Here is an 18,589-nt window from a genome sequence, read left to right as displayed (position 1 = left end):
CGACTGGCGGCGGATCGGACTGGCCGGCCTTGATGCAGGTCAACCTGCGCCCGGCGCTTCGCGCCTAGCCTCGGGCGCATGCCCCAACATCCCTTCGACCCGTTCGCTGGCCCCGGCGAACCCGGCGGCGCGGGCGCGCCACCGCAGTCCGCGCAGTCCGGCGGCGCCGCGCTGCTGGACGACCCGCTGGAATGGCCCGCCTTCGGCCGGCCGCTGGCCGACGCGGCGGCGCGGTGGCCAGCGCCAGCCGGTGCGCCGGGCGCGGTGGCGGCGCAGGCCGGTGCGCATGCCGCGCCAGCGCTCTGGGAGTCGCACGTGGTGCTGCAGGGCATGCACTGCGCGGCCTGCGCGCTCACCATCGAAGATGCGCTGCGCCGCGTGCCCGGCGTGGTCGCCGCCGACGTGAGCGCCGCCGCGCAGCGCGCCCGCGTGGTGTGGAGCCCCGCGCAGGTGCTGCCTTCGGGCTGGATCGCCGCCGTGCAGGGGGCCGGCTACGGGGCCCTGCCCGCGCTCGACGCCTTCACGCGCGAGCACCGCCAGCGCGAGCAGCGCCGGGCCCTCTGGCGCTGGCTGGTGGCGGGCTTTTGCATGATGCAGGTGATGATGTACGCCTGGCCCGCCTACCAGGCCATGCCGGGCGACCTGAGCCCGGAGATGGAGCGCCTGCTGCGCTGGGCGTCCTGGGTCATCAGCCTGCCGGTGATGCTGTTCGCCTGCGGGCCGTTCTTCTCCAGCGCCTGGCGCGACGTGCGCCAGCGCCGCATCGGCATGGACCTGCCGGTGGCGCTGGGCATGGCCATCACCTTCGCCGTCAGCACGGCGGGCACGTTCGATCCGGCCGGCCTGTTCGGGCGGGAGGTGTACTTCGACTCGCTGACCATGTTCGTCTTCTTCCTGCTGACCGGCCGGTGGCTGGAGCTGCGCCTGCGCGGCCGCACCGCCGGCGCGCTGGAGGCGGTGATGAACCGGTTGCCCGCCAGTGTGGAGCGCCTGGGCGCGGACGGCCGCTTCACCCGCGTCGCCACCCGCCGGCTGGCCGTGGGCGACACGGTGCGCGTGCTGCCGGGCGAAGCCTTTCCGGGCGATGGCCGCATCACCCGAGGCGGCACGCAGGCCGACGAGGCGCTGCTGACGGGCGAATCCACGCCCGTCGCACGGCCGCTGGGCAGCACCGTGGCGGCGGGCAGCTACAACCTGCAGGCGGCGGTGGAGGTGCGCATCGATGGCCTGGGCGGCGACACGCGCTTCGGACAGATCGTGGCGCTGATGGAAAGCGCGTCGCTGCAAAAGCCCCGCCTGGCGCAACTGGCCGACCGCATCGCCCGGCCGTTCCTGGTGGCGGTGCTGCTGGCGGCGGGCCTGGCCGCCGCCTGGTGGTGGCCCGCCGGCCCGGGCCACGCGCTGATGGTGGCCGTGGCGGTGCTGATCGTCACCTGCCCCTGCGCGCTGTCGCTCGCCACGCCCGTGGCCCTGCTCACGGCCTCGGGCACGCTGGCGCGCCACGGCGTGCTCGTGCGCCGGCTACAGGCGCTGGAGGCCCTTGCGGGCGTGGACACCGTCGCCTTCGACAAGACGGGCACGCTCACCCAGGGCGGCCTGGGCCTGGGCGGCGTCGAGCCCGCGCCGGACAGCGGCTTGACGGCGGCGCAGGCGCTGTCGCTGGCGGCCGGGCTGGCCCGGCACTCGCTGCACCCGGCATCGCGGGCCATCGCGCAGGCGGCGGGCTCGCCGGGCGACCTGCCGTGGTCGCACGTGCAGGAGCTAGCCGGCAGCGGCCTGCAGGCCCGCGAGGCCGATGGCGCGCTGCTGAGGCTCGGCTCCGCCCGCCACGCCGGCGTGCCCCAGGAGGAGGGCGCGGGTTCCGTCACGGTGCTCTCGCGCCAACGTGTGCTGGCGGACGGCACCCTGGCGCCGCCGCAGTGCCTGGCGCGCTTCACCCTGGCCGAAGCCCTGCGCCCGGAGGCCACCGACGTGGTGGCCCGCCTGCGCCGGGCGGGCGTGCGCGTGCTGCTGCTGTCGGGCGACCGCGATGCGGCCGTGCAGCGGGTGGCGGCCGCAGCGGCCATCGACGAGGCCTGGGGCGATTGCACCCCGGCCGACAAGCTGCGGCGCCTGCAGGCCTTGCAGGCCCAGGGCCACTTGGTGGCGATGGTGGGCGACGGCCTGAACGACGGGCCGGTGCTGGCCGGCGCGCAGGTGTCGTTCGCCTTCGGGCGTGCCGTGCCGCTGGCCCGCGCGCGGGCTGACTTCGTGGTGCCCGGCGAGCACCTGGGCCAGGTCGCGCAGACGCTGCTGCTGGCGCGCCGCACCACCGCCGTGGTGCGCCAGAACCTGGCCTGGGCCGCGGGCTACAACGCGTTCTGCGTGCCCCTGGCCGTGGCCGGCTGGATGCCGGCGTGGCTGGCCGGGCTGGGCATGGCGGCCAGCTCGTTGCTGGTGGTGCTGAACGCGGCCCGGCTGGTGCGCTGGAGCGGCGATGCGCCGCTGTCCGCCGTCGGTCCGCGAGGCGCCGTGCCGCAGCGTTCGACGGCGCTGCCCACCTGCGAAGGGGCCTGACATGGACATCCTGTACCTGCTGATTCCCCTTTCGGTGGTGCTGGTGCTGGCGGTGCTCGCCGGCCTGTGGTGGGCGGTGGACCGGGGCCAGTTCGAGAACGTCGACCAGGAGGCCGAACGCATTCTCCAGGACGGTTGACGTGCGTCAACGCGCGCAAGGGGTGACTGAATGAAACTGGCCCTGCAAAACAAGAGGTGCCCGATGGATTCTTCTCAAACCCTTGCCGCGCACTACGACGACTCCGTCGTGCGGCAGTTCTCGATCATGGCGGTGGTGTGGGGCGTGGTCGGCATGCTGGTGGGCTGCTTCATCGCGGCCCAGCTCGCCTGGCCCGAACTCAACTTCGGCATCCCGTGGCTGAGCTACGGGCGCCTGCGCCCGCTGCACACCAACGCGGTGATCTTCGCCTTCGGCGGTTGCGGCCTCTTCGCCACCAGCTACTACGTGGTGCAGCGCACCTGCCAGACGCGACTCTTCGCGGCGGGCCTCGCGAAGTTCACTTTCTGGGGCTGGCAGCTGGTCATCGTGGCCGCCGCCATCAGCCTACCGCTGGGCTACACCTCCGGCAAGGAATACGCCGAACTCGAATGGCCCATCGACATCCTGATCGCGCTGGTCTGGGTGTCCTACGCGGTGGTGTTCTTCGGCACCGTGGGCATGCGCCGCGTGCGCCACATTTACGTGGCCAACTGGTTCTTCGGCGCCTTCATCATCGCCGTGGCGCTCTTGCACATCGTCAACAGCGCGGCCATTCCGGCCGGCTGGATGAAGAGCTATTCGGCCTATGCCGGCGTGCAGGACGCGATGGTGCAGTGGTGGTACGGCCACAACGCGGTGGGCTTCTACCTCACCACCGGCTTCCTGGGGATGATGTACTACTTCGTGCCCAAGCAGGCTGGCCGGCCGGTGTACAGCTACCGCCTGTCCATCGTGCACTTCTGGGCGCTGATCTTCACCTACATGTGGGCCGGCCCGCACCACCTGCACTACACCGCGCTGCCGGACTGGACGCAGTCGGTGGGCATGGTGTTCTCGCTGATCCTGCTGGCGCCCAGCTGGGGCGGGATGATCAACGGGATCATGACCCTCTCGGGCGCCTGGCACAAGCTGCGCACCGACCCCATCCTGCGCTTCCTGATCGTGTCGCTGTCGTTCTACGGCATGGCCACGTTCGAGGGGCCGATGATGTCCATCAAGACCGTCAACGCGCTGAGCCACTACACCGACTGGACCATCGGCCACGTGCATGCCGGCGCCCTGGGCTGGGTGGGGCTGATCACCATGGGCTCGCTCTACTACCTGGTGCCGCGCCTCTTCGGACGCGAAAAGATGCATTCGGTGCCCGCCATCGAGCTGCACTTCTGGATGGCCACCGTGGGCATCGTGCTCTACATCGCCGCCATGTGGATCGCAGGCGTCATGCAGGGCCTGATGTGGCGCGCCATCAACCCCGACGGCACGCTCACCTACACCTTCGTCGAGAGCGTCAAGGCGACCTATCCGTTCTACGTCATCCGCTTCCTGGGCGGGCTGCTGTACCTGGGCGGCATGGTGGTCATGGCCTGGAACGTGTGGCTCACGGCGATCTCCGGCCGCTCCGTGCGGGTGGCGATTCCCGCCGTCCGGCCCGCGCACGCCTGAGTTTCGAGGAGCCATCGAATGTCTGATACCCACACGAACGCACCGGCCGGTTTCACCCACGAGAAGGTCGAGACCAACAACTTCCTCATGATCGTGCTGATCCTGCTGGTGGTGGCCGTGGGCGGCCTGGTCGAGATCGTGCCGCTTTTCTTCCAGAAGTCCACCACCGAGGCGGTGGACGGCGTGAGGCCCTACACGGCCACGCAGTTGATCGGCCGCGACGTCTATCTGCGGGAGGGTTGCTACAACTGCCACTCGCAGATGATCCGCCCCTTCCGCGCCGAGACGCTGCGCTACGGCCACTACTCGGTGGCGGGCGAATTCGTCTACGACCACCCCTTCCAGTGGGGCAGCAAGCGCACCGGCCCCGACCTGCACCGTGTCGGCGGCAAGTACAGCGACGAGTGGCACCGCATCCACCTGAACAACCCGCGCGACGTGGTGCCCGAGTCGAACATGCCGGCCTATCCGTGGCTGGAGAAGACGGCCGTCGACACCTCCGTCGTCGCGCCCCGCATGAAGGCGCTGCGCACGGCGGGCGTGCCCTACACCGATGAAGAGATCGATGCCGGCGCCGATGAGCTCAAGGGCAAGAGCGAGCTCGACGCCCTGGTCGCCTACCTGCAGGTGATGGGCCGGGCGCTGAAGTAGGCGGCGCGCCGCGTACACGAGAACGAACGGAGGACTGCTATGGACATCACCACCATGCGCATCGTCGCCACGCTGGCCTCGATGGCCTGCTTCATCGGCATCTGGGTGTGGGCCTTCCTGCGCCGCAACCGGGCCCGCTTCGACGAGGCCGCGCAACTGCCTTTCGTGCAGGACTGACCGCCCCACGGGCCGAACGCACAAAGAAATGAGAAACCCCGATGAGTGACTTCACCCACCACTTCTGGTCCCTCTACGTTGCAGGGATCACGCTGGCCGGCATCCTGGCCTGCGGCCTCCTGCTGTGGATCACCTCGCGCAAGAAGGTCCAGGCCACGGCCGACAACACTACGGGCCACGTCTGGGACGAAGACCTGACGGAGATGAACAACCCCATGCCGCGCTGGTGGATGTGGTTGTTCGTGCTCACCATGGTGTTCGGCTTCGGCTACCTGGCCGCGTATCCGGGCCTGGGCAACTTCGCCGGCAAGCTCGGCTGGAGCACCCGCGCCGAGTACGAGGCCGAGGTGGCCCAGGCCAACGCCGAGCTGCAGCCGCTCTATGCGCGCTTCGACGCGATGAAGCCCGAAGCCATGGCTGGCGACGCCCAGGCCATGGCCATCGGCGAGCGCCTGTTCTTGAACAACTGCGCGCAGTGCCACGGCTCCGACGCGCGGGGCAGCAAGAGCTTTCCCAACCTGGCCGACGGCGACTGGCTGCACGGCGGCTCGCCCGACCAGATTCGCCAGACCATCCATGACGGCCGCATCGGCGTGATGCCGCCCATGGCCGCCGCCGTGGGCTCGCCCGAGGACGTGCGCAACCTGTCGCACTACGTGCTGAGCCTCTCGGGCAGCCCGCACGACTCGCTGCGCGCATCGCTCGGCAAGTCGAAATTCACGGCCTGCGCGGCCTGCCACGGCATGGACGGCAAGGGCAACCAGGCCCTGGGCGCGCCCAACCTGACCGACGACGTCTGGCTGCACGGCTGGGGCGAGGCAGCCATCACCGCCATGATCAACAACGGCAAGACCAACCAGATGCCCGCGCAGGCCGGCAAGCTGACCGACAGCCAGATCGGCGTGCTCACGGCCTACGTCTGGAGCCTGTCGAACGAGGCGGGGGCGGCGCGCTGACGCCGCCCGGGCTCCCCATGCGACCCGCCGAAGGCATGCCACGCAAGGTCATCCCGATCGCCCCCGCCGCGGCAGACAATCCGCAGGCCGAGGTGGTCTCGCTCTACGAGGCGCAAAGGAAGATCTACCCGCGTGCCATCAGCGGCGTGTTCGCGCGCTGGCGCTGGCTGATGGTGGTGGTCACGCAGCTGGTGTTCTACGGCCTGCCGTGGCTGCAGTGGGGCGAGCGGCAGATGGTGCTGTTCGACCTGGGTGCGCGCCGCTTCTACCTCTTCGGGCTGGTGCTCTACCCGCAGGACTTCATCTACCTGACGGGCCTGCTCATCATCTCGGCGCTGTCCCTCTTCCTCTTCACGGCCGTGGCGGGGCGCCTCTGGTGCGGCTTCGCCTGCCCGCAGACCGTCTACACCGAGATGTTCATGTGGATCGAGCACCGGGTGGAGGGCGACCGCAGCGCCCGGCTGCGCCTGGACAAGGGGCGCTGGACCTTCGAGAAGGTCTGGAAGAAAGGCCTCAAGCAGCTGCTCTGGGTCGGCATCTCGGGCTGGACGGGCTTCACCTTCGTCGGCTATTTCGTGCCCATCCGCACGCTGGGCGTGGAGCTGATGGCGCTGCAGGGCTCCTGGCAGCTCTTCTGGGTGGCGTTCTACGGCCTGGCCACCTACGGCAATGCGGGCTTCCTGCGCGAGCAGGTGTGCAAGTACATGTGCCCCTATGCGCGCTTCCAGAGCGCCATGTTCGACAACGACACGCTGATCGTCACCTACGACGAGGCGCGTGGCGAGCGGCGCGGCCCGCGCAGCAAGGCCGTGGACCCGCGTGCCCAGGGACTGGGCGACTGCATCGACTGCACCCTGTGCGTGCAGGTCTGCCCGGTGGGCATCGACATCCGCGACGGCCTGCAATACGAATGCATCGGCTGCGGCCTGTGCGTGGACGCCTGCAACACGGTGATGGACAAGATGCACTACCCGCGCGGGCTGATCCGCTATGGCACGCACCACGGCGTGGCCCGCCGCTGGAGCCAGCGGCAGATGCTGCGGCGCGTGCTGCGCCCGCGTGTGCTCATCTACGGCGCGGTGCTGGCGTCGCTGTGCATCGGCATGGCGGCCAGCCTGGTGGCCCGCACCCCGTTGAAGGTGGACGTGGTGCGCGACCGTGCCGCGCTCTCCCGCATCGTTGGCGGCGGCCGGCTGGAAAACGTCTATCGCCTGCAGATCATGAACGCCACCGAGCGCCTGCAGCGCTACCGCATCGGCGCGCACGGGCTGGCCGGGCTGGAGGTGGCATCCGAGCCCGTGGTGGAGATCGGCCCGGCCGAGTCCCGTTGGGTGGCCGTGCGCCTGCAGGTGCCCTATGGCGGGGTGCCCCCCGGCTCGCACCCGGTGTTCTTCGACGTCCGGGTGGAGGGCTCGGCCACGCAGGTGGTGGAGAAGTCGGTGTTCCTGGTGCCCCGGTGAAACAGGCCCCGCCCTACGTTGCTGGTTCCCATCGTGATCGACGCGGCGCAGGCCGCAAGGAGTGACCCATGACCATCGTCTTTTCTGCCGCCGAGCAAGCCCAGGCCCCGGCCCCGGCCGCACCGCAGCCCTGGTGGCGCCATGGCTATGTCTGGCTGGTGATCGCCGGCCCCGCCATCGTGGTGGTGGCGGGCTTCGTCACCCTCTGGCTCGCGCTGCGCCAGCCCGACCCGGTGCTGGCCGAAGACTATTACCAGCGGGGTCTGGACATCAACAAGACCCTGCGCCAGCAGGGCACCGCCATGGCGCCCGCCGTGAAGGGCCGCAATCATGCCGCCACGCCGGCCAAGGATCTGCCGTGACGGCCCGGCGGCGCCAGCGTTCCAGGGCTGCCCGCTCCGCGCAGGGCCCCGCCACGGCGGGCGCGGGGGCGAACTGGCCGCGCCGGCTGATGTGGATCGCCTGGCCCGCCTTCCTGATGGCGGGCGTGCTGGAGATGATCGTCTTCGCGCTCGTCGATCCTGCCGCGCTGCACTGGTCGGACCAGCCGGTGGCCCTCTCGCGCGAGGGCGTCTACACGATCGCGTTCTTTGTCTTTTGGGCGGTCATCGTGGCGGCAGGGGCGCTGACGACGCTGCTGTCGCTGTCGCCGTTCGAGATGAACCGGTGCCCGGTGCCACGGGGCGAGCGGCCATCCGACTGCGCCAGACACCGATAAGGCTGGCGGGCGCCGGGCCGCGCCACCGCCGCCCGCTCAGTGGCAGGCCTGGCTGTTGACGATGCGCTTGAGCGCGTCGGTGTCGAGGATGCGCACATGGCGCTGCTTGACCTCGACGATGCCTTCCTCGACGAACTTCGAGAACGTGCGGCTCACGGTTTCGAGCTTCAGGCCCAGGTAGCTGCCGATCTCCTCACGCGTCATGCGCAGCACCAGCTCGGACTGCGAGAAGCCCCGGGCATGCAGGCGCTGCACCAGGTTGAGCAGGAACGCGGCCAGGCGCTCCTCGGCGCGCATGCTGCCCAGCAGCAGCATCACGCCGTGTTCGCGCACGATCTCGCGGCTCATGATCTTGTGCACGTGGTTCTGCAGCGCGGTCACTTCGCGCGAGAGTTCCTCGATGCGGTCGAACGGCATCACGCAGACCTCCGCATCCTCCAGCGCCACCGCATCGCAGCTGTGGCGGTCGTGCACGATGCCGTCCAGGCCGATGATCTCGCCGGCCATCTGAAAGCCGGTCACCTGGTCGCGCCCGTCCTCGGTGGCCACGCAGGTCTTGAAGAAACCGGTGCGGATGGCGAAGAGCGAGGTGAAGGGCTCGCCGTTGCGAAACAGCGTGCCGCCGCGCTTGACCTTGCGGCGCACGGCCACGATCTCGTCGATGCGTTCCAGCTGCTGCTCGTTCAGGCCCATGGGCATGCAGAGTTCGCGCAGGTTGCAGTTCGAGCAGGCGACCTTGATGGATTGCAGATTCATGTGCAGAGGAGTCCTTCCTGGGCGGGCGCCCGCAGCCAGAGGTGCGGGCAGGCCCATCGTTTGATGCAGGAGCCCCGGGCCCGCTGCGTTGGAGGCCATTGTGTCAGCGCGCCTGGCGGCAACACTTGATCGAGATCAAGGACGTCCGGTGGGGGCTGCGGCACATTCGGCCGCAAGACCCGAGGAAATTCTTGCCATGACTGCTGTGACCCCCGAGCTGCTGCGCCGCTTCGACGTGCCAGGACCGCGCTACACCTCCTACCCCACGGCGGATCGGTTCGTCGAGGCGTTCGGCCAGGAAGAGTACGTGATCGCGTTGCAGGAGCGCAAGGTCGGCTCGGCCGCCAAGGCGCTGCCCTTGTCGCTGTATGTGCACATTCCGTTCTGCGAGGCGCTTTGCTACTACTGCGCCTGCAACAAGATCATCACCCGCCACCCGGAGCGCGCCGACGTCTATCTGCGCTACCTCGCCCGCGAGATCGATCTGCACACGGCGCACTGCGGCGTGGGCCAGCCGGTGAGCCAGGTGCACCTGGGCGGCGGCACGCCCACGTTCCTCGGCGACGATGGCCTGCGCGCGCTGGTGGCCATGCTGCGGCGCGGCTTCACCTGGGTGCCCGGCGGCGAATACTCCATCGAGGTGGACCCGCGCACCGTGACCGAGGACCGCCTGGCGCTGCTGGCCGAGCTGGGCTTCAACCGGCTGAGCTTCGGCGTGCAGGACTTCGACCCGCAGGTGCAGAAGGCCGTGCACCGCGTGCAGCCGGCCGAACAGGTGTTCGCGCTGGTGGAGGCCGCCCGGCGGCTGGGCTTCGATTCGGTGAACGTTGACCTGATCTACGGCCTGCCGCGCCAGACGCCCGAGTCGTTCGACCGCACGCTCGCGCAGGTGGCCGAGCTGCGGCCCGACCGCATCGCGCTCTACGCCTATGCCCATCTGCCCGAGCGCTTCAAGCCGCAGCGCCGCATCGTCCCGGCCGAGCTGCCGCTCGCGTCGGCCAAGGTGGCCATGCTGTCGCGGTCGCTGCAGGCGTTCGAACAGGCCGGCTACATGTACGTGGGCATGGACCATTTCGCGCTGCCCACCGACGCGCTGGCCGTGGCCAAGCGCCAGGGCCGGCTGCACCGCAACTTCCAGGGCTACAGCACGCAGCCGGACTGCGACCTGATCGGCCTGGGGGTATCGGCCATCGGCCGGGTGGGGGCGACCTACAGCCAGAACGCCAAGACGCTGGACGAGTACTACGACTTCATCGACCAGGGCCGCCTGCCGGTGGTGCGCGGGCTGGCGCTGACCCGTGACGACCTGGTGCGGCGGGCGGTCATCATGGCGCTGATGTGCCAGGGCGAGGTGCTGTTCGAGTCCATCGAGCAGGCCTGGCTGATCGACTTCCGGCACTACTTCGCCGCCGAGATCGAACAGTTGGAAGGTTTGTCCGAGCAGGGCCTGGTGGCGGTGGGCGGCGACGGCATCGCCGTGACGCCGACGGGCTGGTTCTTCGTGCGCGGCGTGGCCATGGTGTTCGACCGGCACCTGCAGGTGGACCGCAACCGGGCGCGCTTTTCGCGCATCATCTGACATGCTTTCCGCCGCCGCTGCCTGGACGGCGCTGGCCATGGGCCTTCTCGGCGGGCCGCATTGCCTGGCCATGTGCGCCGCGCCCTGCGGCGCCATCACGCACGGTGCCGCCGCGGAGCACGCGCCCGCAGGGTGCCAGCCGCTGCGCCGGCTGGCACCACCGGCAGCAGGTCGCGTCTTCGGCCTCGGGGCCCGTTCCACGCTGGCGTTCCACGCGGGGCGCCTGGCCGGCTATGCCCTCGCGGGCGGCATGGCGGCCGCCGCCATGGACCGGCTGGCCTGGCTCACCCAGCAGAGCGCCGCGCTGCGCCCGGCCTGGACGCTGCTGCACGTCGCCGTGCTGGCCTGGTCCGTGCTGATGATGGCGCAGGCCCGGCAGCCCCGCTGGATCGAGCGCCTGGGCCGCGGCGCCTGGCAGCGCGCACGCCCCTGGCTGGCCCGGCCGGGCGGCACGCTGCTGGCGGGGGCGGCCTGGGCGCTGATGCCCTGCGGCCTGCTCTATTCGGCCCTGCTGGTGGCGGCCCTGAGCGGGAGCGTGGGGCAGGGCGCGGCCAGCATGGCGCTCTTCGGCGCGGGCGGCGCGGCGTGGCTGGTGGCGGGGCCATGGGCATGGCGCAGGCTGCGTGGCCGGCTCGACCAGCAGCGGGCAGGATGGGGCACGAGAGCGGCCGGCCTGCTGCTCTTCGGCTTTGCCGCCTGGGCGATCTGGATGGACATCGGCGGCCATGGCCAGTCCCTCTGGTGCGCATGATTCCGCTCGGCGAAAAGTCGCTCGCGGTGTCGTCCGCGGGACTTTGACGAAAGCCTTGCCCTTTGTTACGAGTCGCCGGAACTGGTGATAATGATTCACAAAGACTCTGATGGATCGAACGCCACCCCTGTTCGATTCCCTGCTTCGTGAACCACCCCGTTTTCATCGATATCGACCAGTTGCGAATCGGCATGTACATCCAGCTCGACGTAGGCTGGATGCATCACCCGTTTCCCACCAGCAGCTTCAAGGTGGCCCATTCCGGGCAGATCGAGCTCCTGCGCTCGCTGGGGTTGAAGCAGGTGCGTTACCTGCCGGCCAGAAGCGATGTGGAAGCGGGCGCCGAGCCCGCAGCGCCGCAGCCGGCTTCGGACGGGCCGGACGCGGGCGCGGATGCAGCAGCGGCCGGCGAGGGCGAGAGCGCCACGGCCGCGCCCGCGGGCGGCCTCTCCGGCATTCGCGCCCGGCGCCTCGCATTGCTCTCTGCGCTGACGGCGCAGCGCCTGGCGCTCGACCGATGCGACCAGCGCTTCCACGAAGCCACGCGTGAATACCAGCGGCTGGCCGCCAAGGCGCCCGCCGACCCCCGCGCCGCGCGCGAGCAGGCCGACGCCCTGGTGGCCGGTTGCGTCGCCGAGGTGCTCGAACACGGCGATTCCGCCATTCGGCTGCTGTCGCAGGGCGTGGGCGTACAGCCCGCCCTGCATCCCGTCAATGTGATGGTGCTATCGCTGCTGCTGGGCCGCGCGCTCGGCACGCAGGGCGAGGGCCTGCAAGGCATCGGCACCGCGGCGCTGCTGCACGACCTGGGCAAGCACGCCCTGGCGCCCCATGTCGCCGAACCGGCCGCCCCGCTCTTGCCGGCCGACCGCAAGCGATACGAAGGCCACGTGGCCGAGTCCGTCGCGCTGGCCCGCCGCATGGGCCTGCCGGGCGCCGCGCTGGTGGCCATCGCCCAGCACCACGAGATGGCGGATGGCAGCGGCTTCCCGCTCGGCCTGCATGGGGAAGACCTGAGCCGGGCCGGCCAGATCGTCGCCCTGGTGAACCACTACGACCGCATGTGCAACCCGCTGCACGGCGCGGCTGCCCTCACGCCGCACGAGGCGCTGTCGGTCATCTTTGCGCAGCACAAGGCGCGGTTCGACGCCGTGGTGCTGGGCGCCTTCATCCGCATGATGGGCGTCTATCCGCCCGGCTCGGTGGTGCAGCTGGTCAACGACCGCTATGCGCTGGTCATCTCCGTCAACTCCGCCCGGCCCCTGCGGCCGCGGGTGCTTGTGCACGACTCGCGCGTGCCGCGCGACGAGGCGCTGATCCTCGACCTGGAGCGGGTGCCGGAGCTCGGCATTCGCCGCAGCCTGCGGTCCGCGCAGCTGCCGCGCGACGCGCTCGACTACCTGTCGCCGCGCCAGCGCATCTGCTACTTCTTCGAGCGCGCGGTGGACCCGGGCCCTGACGGGACCGCGCCATGACGGCCCTGCCGCGCGACATCGCCGGCTGGAGCGCCGTGCTGGACGGTCTGGCCGAAGCCGTGTGGCTGGTCGAGCCCGCCACCCAGCGCGTGCTGCATGCCAACCGCGCAGCGGCCGTCCTGACCGGCCGGCCCGTGGACGGCATGGTGGGCCAGCCCGTGCAGCAGATCGCCGAGACGCCCGAGGACCTGTTCTTCTGGGCCCAGCCGACCGACGGCCTGGTGCAGGGCCTCGATTCCCGCAGCAGCGTGTCGGCGCGGGGCCGGGGGTGGATTCCGGTCGACCGCCGGGTGGCGGCCGTGACCTTGCCGGAGGGCAAGGTCCTGCTGATGCTGACCATGGTGGACCGCGCCCGCGTGAGCGCTGCCGAGCACGAGCTGGAGACGCTGCTGGCCGAACTGCGCGCCACGCTCGACTCCGCCGCCGACGGCATGATGGTGTGCGATCTGCAAGGCCGCGTGCGGGCCTTCAACCAGCGGCTGGCGCTGCTTTGGAACCTGCCGCGCGAGCTGCTCGTGCAGCGCGACGACGCCGCCGTCCATGCCCATCTCGAGGGCCAGGTCGCCGACGCGCCGGCCTACCGGAGCCGGCTGGCCGCCATCGCCAGCGAGCCGCTCGAGGAAACCATCGACGTCATCGGCCTGCGCAACGGCGCGCTCATGGAACGCCGCTCGGTGCCGCAACTGGTGCAGGGCCGGCCGATCGGGCGGGTGTTCTCGTTTCGCGACATCACCCGGCAGGCCGAGGCGCAGGCGGGGCTGCGCCTCGCGGCGCGCGTGTTCGAGTCCAGCCCGGATGCGATCTTCATCGCCGACCACCGCGACGTGCTGGTGAGCATGAATCCCGGCTGCGAGCGCCTGGTCGGGGTGGGGCCGCATTCCCGGCTTGGCGAGCCCGCGACGGCGCTCTTCAGCGCGGATGCGGGCAGCGCGGCGCTGATGGCCGAGGTGCGCGCCGCCTGGGATCGGGACGGGTTCTGGGAGGGCGACCTGACCGTGCCCAGCCCATCCGGCGAGCCCTGCGCGGTGCACCTGTCGTGGGTGGCTCTGCGCGACGAGGCGGGGCTGCTGCTGCAGAGCATCGGCTTCATGCGCGACCTGACGTCCGAGCGCGCGGCGCAGCGGCGTATCGAACAGCTGGCCTTCAGCGACGTGCTGACCGGCCTGCCCAACCGCCTTCTGCTGTCGCGCCGGGTGGAAGCGGCCATCGCCGCGACGCCCCGCGAGTCCGAGACCGGCTTCGCGATCCTGTTCCTGGACCTCGACCGCTTCAAGATCGTCAACGACTCGCTGGGCCATCCGTTCGGCGACCGGGTGTTGAAGCTGGTGGCCGAGCGCCTGCAGTCGTGCCTGCGGCATACCGACATGCTCTGCCGCCTGGGCGGCGACGAATTCGTGATCTACCTGCACGGCGGCGATGCCGGCGTGGCCGAGTGCGTGGCGCGCCGCATCCTCGACGACATGCTGCGGCCCTTCGTGCTCGATGCGATGGGCTTTTCCATCCAGTGCAGCATCGGGGTGGCCCTCTATCCGCAGGACGGCCGCACGCTCGACGAGCTCGTCAAGCAGGCGGATACGGCCATGTACCGCGTGAAGGAGCGTGGTCGGGGCAACTACGGCTTCTACCAGCCGCAGATGAACGCCAATCTGCTGGCCCGCATGAAGATGGAGCACGGCATGCGCCAGGCGCTGGGCCTGGGGCAGATGGCGGTGCATTACCAGCCGCAGGTGTCCATGGCCTCCGGCCGCATCGTGGGGGCCGAGGCGCTGGCGCGCTGGAGCAGCCCGGAATTCGGCGCGGTGTCGCCCGGCGTGTTCATTCCGCTGGCAGAAGAGTCCGGTTTCATCGTCACCCTGGGCGCGTGGGTGATGGAGCAGGCGATCGAGGAAGCCGCGGGCTGGCTGCGCTCGGGCACGCCGCTGGTGGTGGCGGTGAACGTGTCCGCGCTGGAATTCCGCCAACCGGACTTCGTGGACCGCCTGGTCGCACTGCTGGAGCGCCACCGCCTGCCCGCCACCTTGCTGGAGCTGGAGCTGACCGAGACCATCCTGCTGCAGGACGCGCAGGAGACGGAGCAGCGCCTGCTCACGCTGGCGGGCCTGGGCATAGGCCTCGCCATCGACGATTTCGGCACCGGCTATTCGAGCCTGGCCTACCTGAAGAAGCTGGCCATCCACAAGCTCAAGATCGACCAGTCTTTCGTGCGCGGTCTGCCGGACGACGAGGGCGACCGCGCCATCGTGAGCGCGATCACCAGCATGGGCCGGGCGCTGCACATCGAGGTGATCGCCGAGGGGGTGGAAACGGCGGCCCAGCGGGCGGCGCTGGAGCAGATGGGCTGCCAGCACTTCCAGGGCTTCCTGTGCGCCCCGGGGCTGCCGGCACCGCAGCTGCGCGCCCTCATCGCCAGCCACCAGCACGCGGCCTGGTCGCCGGCACCGGCGAACCGGGCGTCGCCCTGACGGAGCGCTGGGGGAGAGGGTAAGAGGGAGAGAGGGGTCTGCACGAGACCCTGGCCGGCGTCAGGCGGGTGTCGTGCAAAGAAACAAGGTGTCTGCGAATGCCACCGAGCCGTCATCCTGAACCGGGGGTTCAGGGGGGCGAGGGCAGCCAGGCGTTGGGTTCATCTGACGCGAGATGATCACGCTCACCGGGCGATGTACCAAGCCCGTGCTCAAAGAGCATTGGTTCAAGGAAATATAAAGCCCGGCAGCACCGCAGACGAGGTCATTGTAGGCTCGGCGCAAAGGCCGCGACGGCAAAACCCGCGCGGCCGGTGTTGGCGATTGCGCAGCGCTTGCCGGATGCGGCCATCAGGAGCATAAGCGCCCCCGCCCTCAGATCGTAAACACGTTCTCAGACGCGGGCGCCGCCGTCCAGCGCGTGGTCCAGCCGCTGCAGCAGGGCGTCGATGCGCTGCTGCGTGTCGGCCTGCGCCTCGGTGGCCGCGTGCCGGGCGGGGCCGTCGTCCAGCGGCAATGCGCCCTGGTCGAACAGGCCGGGGGCCGGCGCCGCCGGGCCCGGCAGGGGCGCCGCAGCCTCCACTTGCACAGAGTCCGCCGGAGGGACGGGTTGTTCGGCGGCGCTCCCAGCGGCCTCCTGGCGCGCCGCCTCGCGGTCCGACACCTCGAACGCCAGGTTCAACGCCGCCAGCACGGCGATGCGCTCGCGGGCCCGCACCTTGCCGGCATCGCGGATGCGCGTCATGGCGCTGTCCACGCGCTCCACGGCGTCCAGCAGGCGCTGCTCATGCCCTTGCGGGCAGGTCAGCAGATAGCTTTGCTGCAGGATGCGGACCTCGATCTGCTTCATGGTGCGTCTTCTTTCGTGTCGGGCGTGGCCGGCAGGCGGTCGAGCAGGGCATCGACGCGCGCCCGCGCCGCGTTCAGGCGGGACTTGAGCGAATCGCGTTCCTGGGTCAGGTCCATCACCTGCTGGGCCAGCAATGCGTTGGTGCGCTGGAGTTCGGCATGCCTGGTCAGCAGCCGCTCGACCCGCTCGGCGATGTCATCGATGGAGGAGGTGTTTGCCATAGAGCGTGCGATTGTAGGGTTGCGCCGGCCTGGGGCCCTCGCGGCAACGATGAACAAACCAGTCACCCGCGTGCGGGGGTTGGCGGGGGCGATGCCGGCGTCGCCTAAAATCATGGGGTTGGTGCTCGCTGCATGGTTCGCATGCCGCAGTTCAACGGGAAGCAGGGAGGCGCCCCCACCGGGAGCGCGCCGAGCCTGCGCTGCCCCCGCAACGGTCAGCGACCGAACCACGCCAGGGTGTCCGAACGGATGCCCGCGGTGGTTCCCTCTCTCCATCCACATGCCACTGGGCGCGTTGAACAAGCGCCTGGGAAGGCGATGGGAGGGCGCGTCGCCAGCCCGGATACCGGCCAACACGGTGGCCGCCCACGCCTTCGATGGCGCGGGCGGCCGTGATGCCCAAGGACCGGCGGGGAGGCCGGTCAGGGTGAATCTTCCTGTGCACACCTCGTCATGACAACCCGCTTCCGTTTCCTGCGCCTCGCCGCGCTGCCCCTCGCCGTGGGCGCCGCCTGGCCCGCCGCCTCGCAAACCCTGCTGGCGCAAGCCGCCACCGCGCCCCAGCTGCGCGACACCGTGGTGACCGCCACCCGCGTGGAACGCCCGCTCGCCGACCTGGTGGCGGACGTCTCCATCGTCGACCGCGACACCATCGAGCGCAGCGGCGCCGTGGGCGTGATGGACGTTCTGGCCCGCCTGCCGGGCGTGGAGATTTCGCGCAACGGCGGGCAGGGCAGCAGCGGCAGCGTGTTCCTGCGCGGCGCCGAATCGCGCTTCACCGCCGTCTACATCGACGGCGTGCGGGTCGATTCGCAGACCACCGGTGGCGCGATGTGGGAGCAGATTCCGCTGGCGCAGATCGACCGCATCGAAGTGCTGCGCGGCCCGGCGGCGGCCGTCTACGGCTCCGACGCCATCGGCGGCGTGATCCAGCTCTTCACGAAGAAGGGCGAGGGCAAGCCCGCGCCGTATGCGCAAGTGGGCCTGGGCAGCCACGGCACGCGCACCGCGCAGGCGGGCGTGAGCGGCGGCGCCGGCATGGTGGACTATTCGCTGGGCATCTCGCACGAGCGAAGCGACGGTTTCAACGCCCGCCCCATCCCCACCGCCAATCCGGACGACGACGGCTACCGCCGCACCACGGGCAACGCCCGGGTGGGCCTGCAGATCGACGCACGCCACCGCATCGAGGGCACGCTGCTGGCCAGCAACCTCGAGTCGCAGTACGACAGCAGCCGCACGGCGGACGACCGCAACCACCACCAGCTGCGCACGGGCGGGCTGTCGTGGGCGGCGCGCTGGACCGACACCTACACCACGCGCCTGCAGGCCACCACCTCGCGCAGCGAATACCGCACCACGCCCAGCTTCTACGAGACCGAAACCACGCTGCGCAACTACCTCTTGCAGAACGAATGGCGCCTGGGCGCGCACCTCTTCACGGCCGCCCTGGAGCGCCGCGAGGACGAGCTGCGCAACCCGGCCGCGTTCGCCGGGGCGACCGAGCTGCACGGCGAGCGCTCGCAGAACGCGCTGGCGCTGGGCTACGGCGTCGCGGTGGGCGCGCATTCGCTGCAGGCCAACCTGCGCCGCGACGACGACAGCGAGTTCGGCGGCAAGAGCACCGGCAGCCTGGCCTACGGCCTGGCCCTGGCGCCGCAGTGGCGCGCCACCGTCTCGGCGGGCACCTCGTTCCGCGCGCCCACGCTGTACCAGCGCTTCAGCGAATACGGCGTCTCCACGCTGCAGCCCGAGTCGGGCCGCAACATCGAGGCCGGCCTGCGCTGGACCGAAGGCGACAGCAGCGTGGGCGTGGTGGCGTATCGCAACCGCGTGCGCAACCTCATCAACTTCGGCGCGCCCGGCAATTGCGCCAGCACCTTAGGCTGCTACGAAAGCATCGGCCGGGCCGAATACAGCGGCGTCACGCTGTCGGGCTCGCACCGCATGGCGGGCGTGAACCTGCGCGGCTCCATCGACTGGCAGGACCCGCGCGACCTGGACACCGGCCGCCAGCTGGCCCGCCGCGCCAAGCGCCATGCCTCGCTGGGCGCCGACACCGAGCTGGCCGGCTGGACCTGGGGCGCCGAGGTGCAGGCCTCGGGCCGCCGCTTCAACGAAGCCGCCAACACCAACGTGCTGGGCGGCTACGGGCTGGTCAACCTCTACGCCAGCACCCGCGTGGCGCGCGACTTCACCGTCCTCGCCCGCGTGGACAACCTGGGCGACAAGCGCTACGAGACGGCGCGCACCTATGGCACCGAAGGGCGCACGCTCTACGTGGGGCTGAAGTGGATGCCGCAGTGATGATGGCCGCAGCCGGCCGAGCGGCCTG

17 protein-coding genes and 1 riboswitch are annotated in these 18,589 nt (G+C 70.5%); of the genes, 14 read left to right on the top strand and 3 right to left on the bottom strand.

Going from position 1 to position 18,589, the window contains the following annotated elements; all coding sequences use genetic code 11:
* The first annotated feature begins 78 nt into the window (after window positions 1–78).
* From ABWV53_RS10615 to ABWV53_RS10575, 9 genes are all read left to right on the top strand, one after another.
* Window positions 79–2,556: a heavy metal translocating P-type ATPase gene (locus ABWV53_RS10615; RefSeq protein WP_353365637.1), complete on the top strand. Its 2,478-nt coding sequence runs from the start codon at window positions 79–81 to the stop codon at window positions 2,554–2,556.
* A gap of 1 nt (window position 2,557) precedes the next feature.
* A complete protein-coding gene (gene ccoS / locus ABWV53_RS10610; RefSeq protein ID WP_353365635.1) occupies window positions 2,558–2,695 on the top strand; it encodes a cbb3-type cytochrome oxidase assembly protein CcoS in 138 nt (45 codons plus the stop codon).
* 63 nt (window positions 2,696–2,758) lie between these two features.
* Window positions 2,759–4,198 carry a cytochrome-c oxidase, cbb3-type subunit I gene (ccoN, locus tag ABWV53_RS10605; RefSeq protein WP_353365633.1) on the top strand — a complete coding sequence of 480 codons (1,440 nt, stop codon included), beginning with the start codon at window positions 2,759–2,761 and terminating at the stop codon, window positions 4,196–4,198.
* A gap of 18 nt (window positions 4,199–4,216) precedes the next feature.
* Window positions 4,217–4,849, top strand: coding sequence for a cytochrome-c oxidase, cbb3-type subunit II (gene ccoO / locus ABWV53_RS10600; RefSeq protein WP_353365631.1), 633 nt, complete (start codon window positions 4,217–4,219; stop codon window positions 4,847–4,849).
* 39 nt (window positions 4,850–4,888) lie between these two features.
* Complete coding sequence (locus tag ABWV53_RS10595; RefSeq protein WP_353365629.1) at window positions 4,889–5,026, top strand: cbb3-type cytochrome oxidase subunit 3; 138 nt, start codon at window positions 4,889–4,891, stop codon at window positions 5,024–5,026.
* Window positions 5,027–5,067: 41 nt separating this feature from the next.
* The gene (gene ccoP / locus ABWV53_RS10590; protein ID WP_353365627.1) at window positions 5,068–5,982 is read left to right on the top strand and encodes a cytochrome-c oxidase, cbb3-type subunit III; all 915 of its coding nucleotides are present in this window, start codon (window positions 5,068–5,070) and stop codon (window positions 5,980–5,982) included.
* A 17-nt stretch (window positions 5,983–5,999) separates the two neighbouring features.
* Complete coding sequence (gene ccoG, locus ABWV53_RS10585) at window positions 6,000–7,442, top strand: cytochrome c oxidase accessory protein CcoG (RefSeq protein WP_353365625.1); 1,443 nt, start codon at window positions 6,000–6,002, stop codon at window positions 7,440–7,442.
* Window positions 7,443–7,510: 68 nt separating this feature from the next.
* The gene (locus ABWV53_RS10580) at window positions 7,511–7,804 is read left to right on the top strand and encodes a FixH family protein (protein ID WP_353365623.1); all 294 of its coding nucleotides are present in this window, start codon (window positions 7,511–7,513) and stop codon (window positions 7,802–7,804) included.
* An 89-nt stretch (window positions 7,805–7,893) separates the two neighbouring features.
* A complete protein-coding gene (locus ABWV53_RS10575) occupies window positions 7,894–8,160 on the top strand; it encodes a hypothetical protein (RefSeq protein ID WP_353365621.1) in 267 nt (88 codons plus the stop codon).
* A 36-nt stretch (window positions 8,161–8,196) separates the two neighbouring features.
* Here the strand turns inward: ABWV53_RS10575 and fnr are convergent, their stop codons facing one another.
* Window positions 8,197–8,916, bottom strand: a complete 720-nt coding sequence (gene fnr, locus ABWV53_RS10570) for a fumarate/nitrate reduction transcriptional regulator Fnr (protein WP_353365619.1) — start codon at window positions 8,914–8,916, stop codon at window positions 8,197–8,199.
* A 196-nt stretch (window positions 8,917–9,112) separates the two neighbouring features.
* On the opposite strand from fnr, the gene hemN reads away from it, so the two are divergent.
* The 4 genes from hemN (at window position 9,113) to ABWV53_RS10550 (ending at window position 15,183) form a co-directional block, all read left to right on the top strand.
* The gene (gene hemN, locus ABWV53_RS10565; RefSeq protein WP_353365617.1) at window positions 9,113–10,495 is read left to right on the top strand and encodes an oxygen-independent coproporphyrinogen III oxidase; all 1,383 of its coding nucleotides are present in this window, start codon (window positions 9,113–9,115) and stop codon (window positions 10,493–10,495) included.
* 1 nt (window position 10,496) lies between these two features.
* On the top strand, window positions 10,497–11,246 hold the full coding sequence (locus ABWV53_RS10560; RefSeq protein ID WP_353365615.1) for a sulfite exporter TauE/SafE family protein: 750 nt from the start codon (window positions 10,497–10,499) through the stop codon (window positions 11,244–11,246).
* Window positions 11,247–11,392: 146 nt separating this feature from the next.
* A complete protein-coding gene (locus ABWV53_RS10555) occupies window positions 11,393–12,721 on the top strand; it encodes a cyclic di-GMP phosphodiesterase (RefSeq protein ID WP_353365613.1) in 1,329 nt (442 codons plus the stop codon).
* Window positions 12,718–15,183, top strand: coding sequence for a sensor domain-containing protein (locus ABWV53_RS10550; RefSeq protein ID WP_353365611.1), 2,466 nt, complete (start codon window positions 12,718–12,720; stop codon window positions 15,181–15,183). Before ABWV53_RS10555 ends, ABWV53_RS10550 begins: the two co-directional genes overlap by 4 nt.
* Before the next feature lie 394 nt (window positions 15,184–15,577).
* On the opposite strand, the gene ABWV53_RS10545 is transcribed toward ABWV53_RS10550, so the two are convergent.
* Entirely contained in the window at window positions 15,578–16,033 is a 456-nt protein-coding gene (locus ABWV53_RS10545) for a cell division protein ZapA (RefSeq protein ID WP_353365609.1), read from the bottom strand.
* A complete protein-coding gene (locus tag ABWV53_RS10540) occupies window positions 16,030–16,254 on the bottom strand; it encodes a DUF904 domain-containing protein (protein WP_353365607.1) in 225 nt (74 codons plus the stop codon). Before ABWV53_RS10540 ends, ABWV53_RS10545 begins: the two co-directional genes overlap by 4 nt.
* 102 nt (window positions 16,255–16,356) lie before the next feature.
* A riboswitch (cobalamin riboswitch) is annotated at window positions 16,357–16,623 on the top strand.
* Between the two features lie 84 nt (window positions 16,624–16,707).
* Here ABWV53_RS10540 and ABWV53_RS10535 point away from each other — a divergent pair.
* The gene (locus ABWV53_RS10535; protein ID WP_353365605.1) at window positions 16,708–18,561 is read left to right on the top strand and encodes a TonB-dependent receptor domain-containing protein; all 1,854 of its coding nucleotides are present in this window, start codon (window positions 16,708–16,710) and stop codon (window positions 18,559–18,561) included.
* Window positions 18,562–18,589 lie beyond the last annotated feature (28 nt).

The sequence above is a fragment of the Acidovorax sp. FG27 genome, assembly GCF_040365715.1.
In the GTDB taxonomy this organism is placed as follows: domain Bacteria; phylum Pseudomonadota; class Gammaproteobacteria; order Burkholderiales; family Burkholderiaceae_C; genus Paracidovorax.
This window is presented reverse-complemented; position numbering and strand designations above follow the sequence as displayed.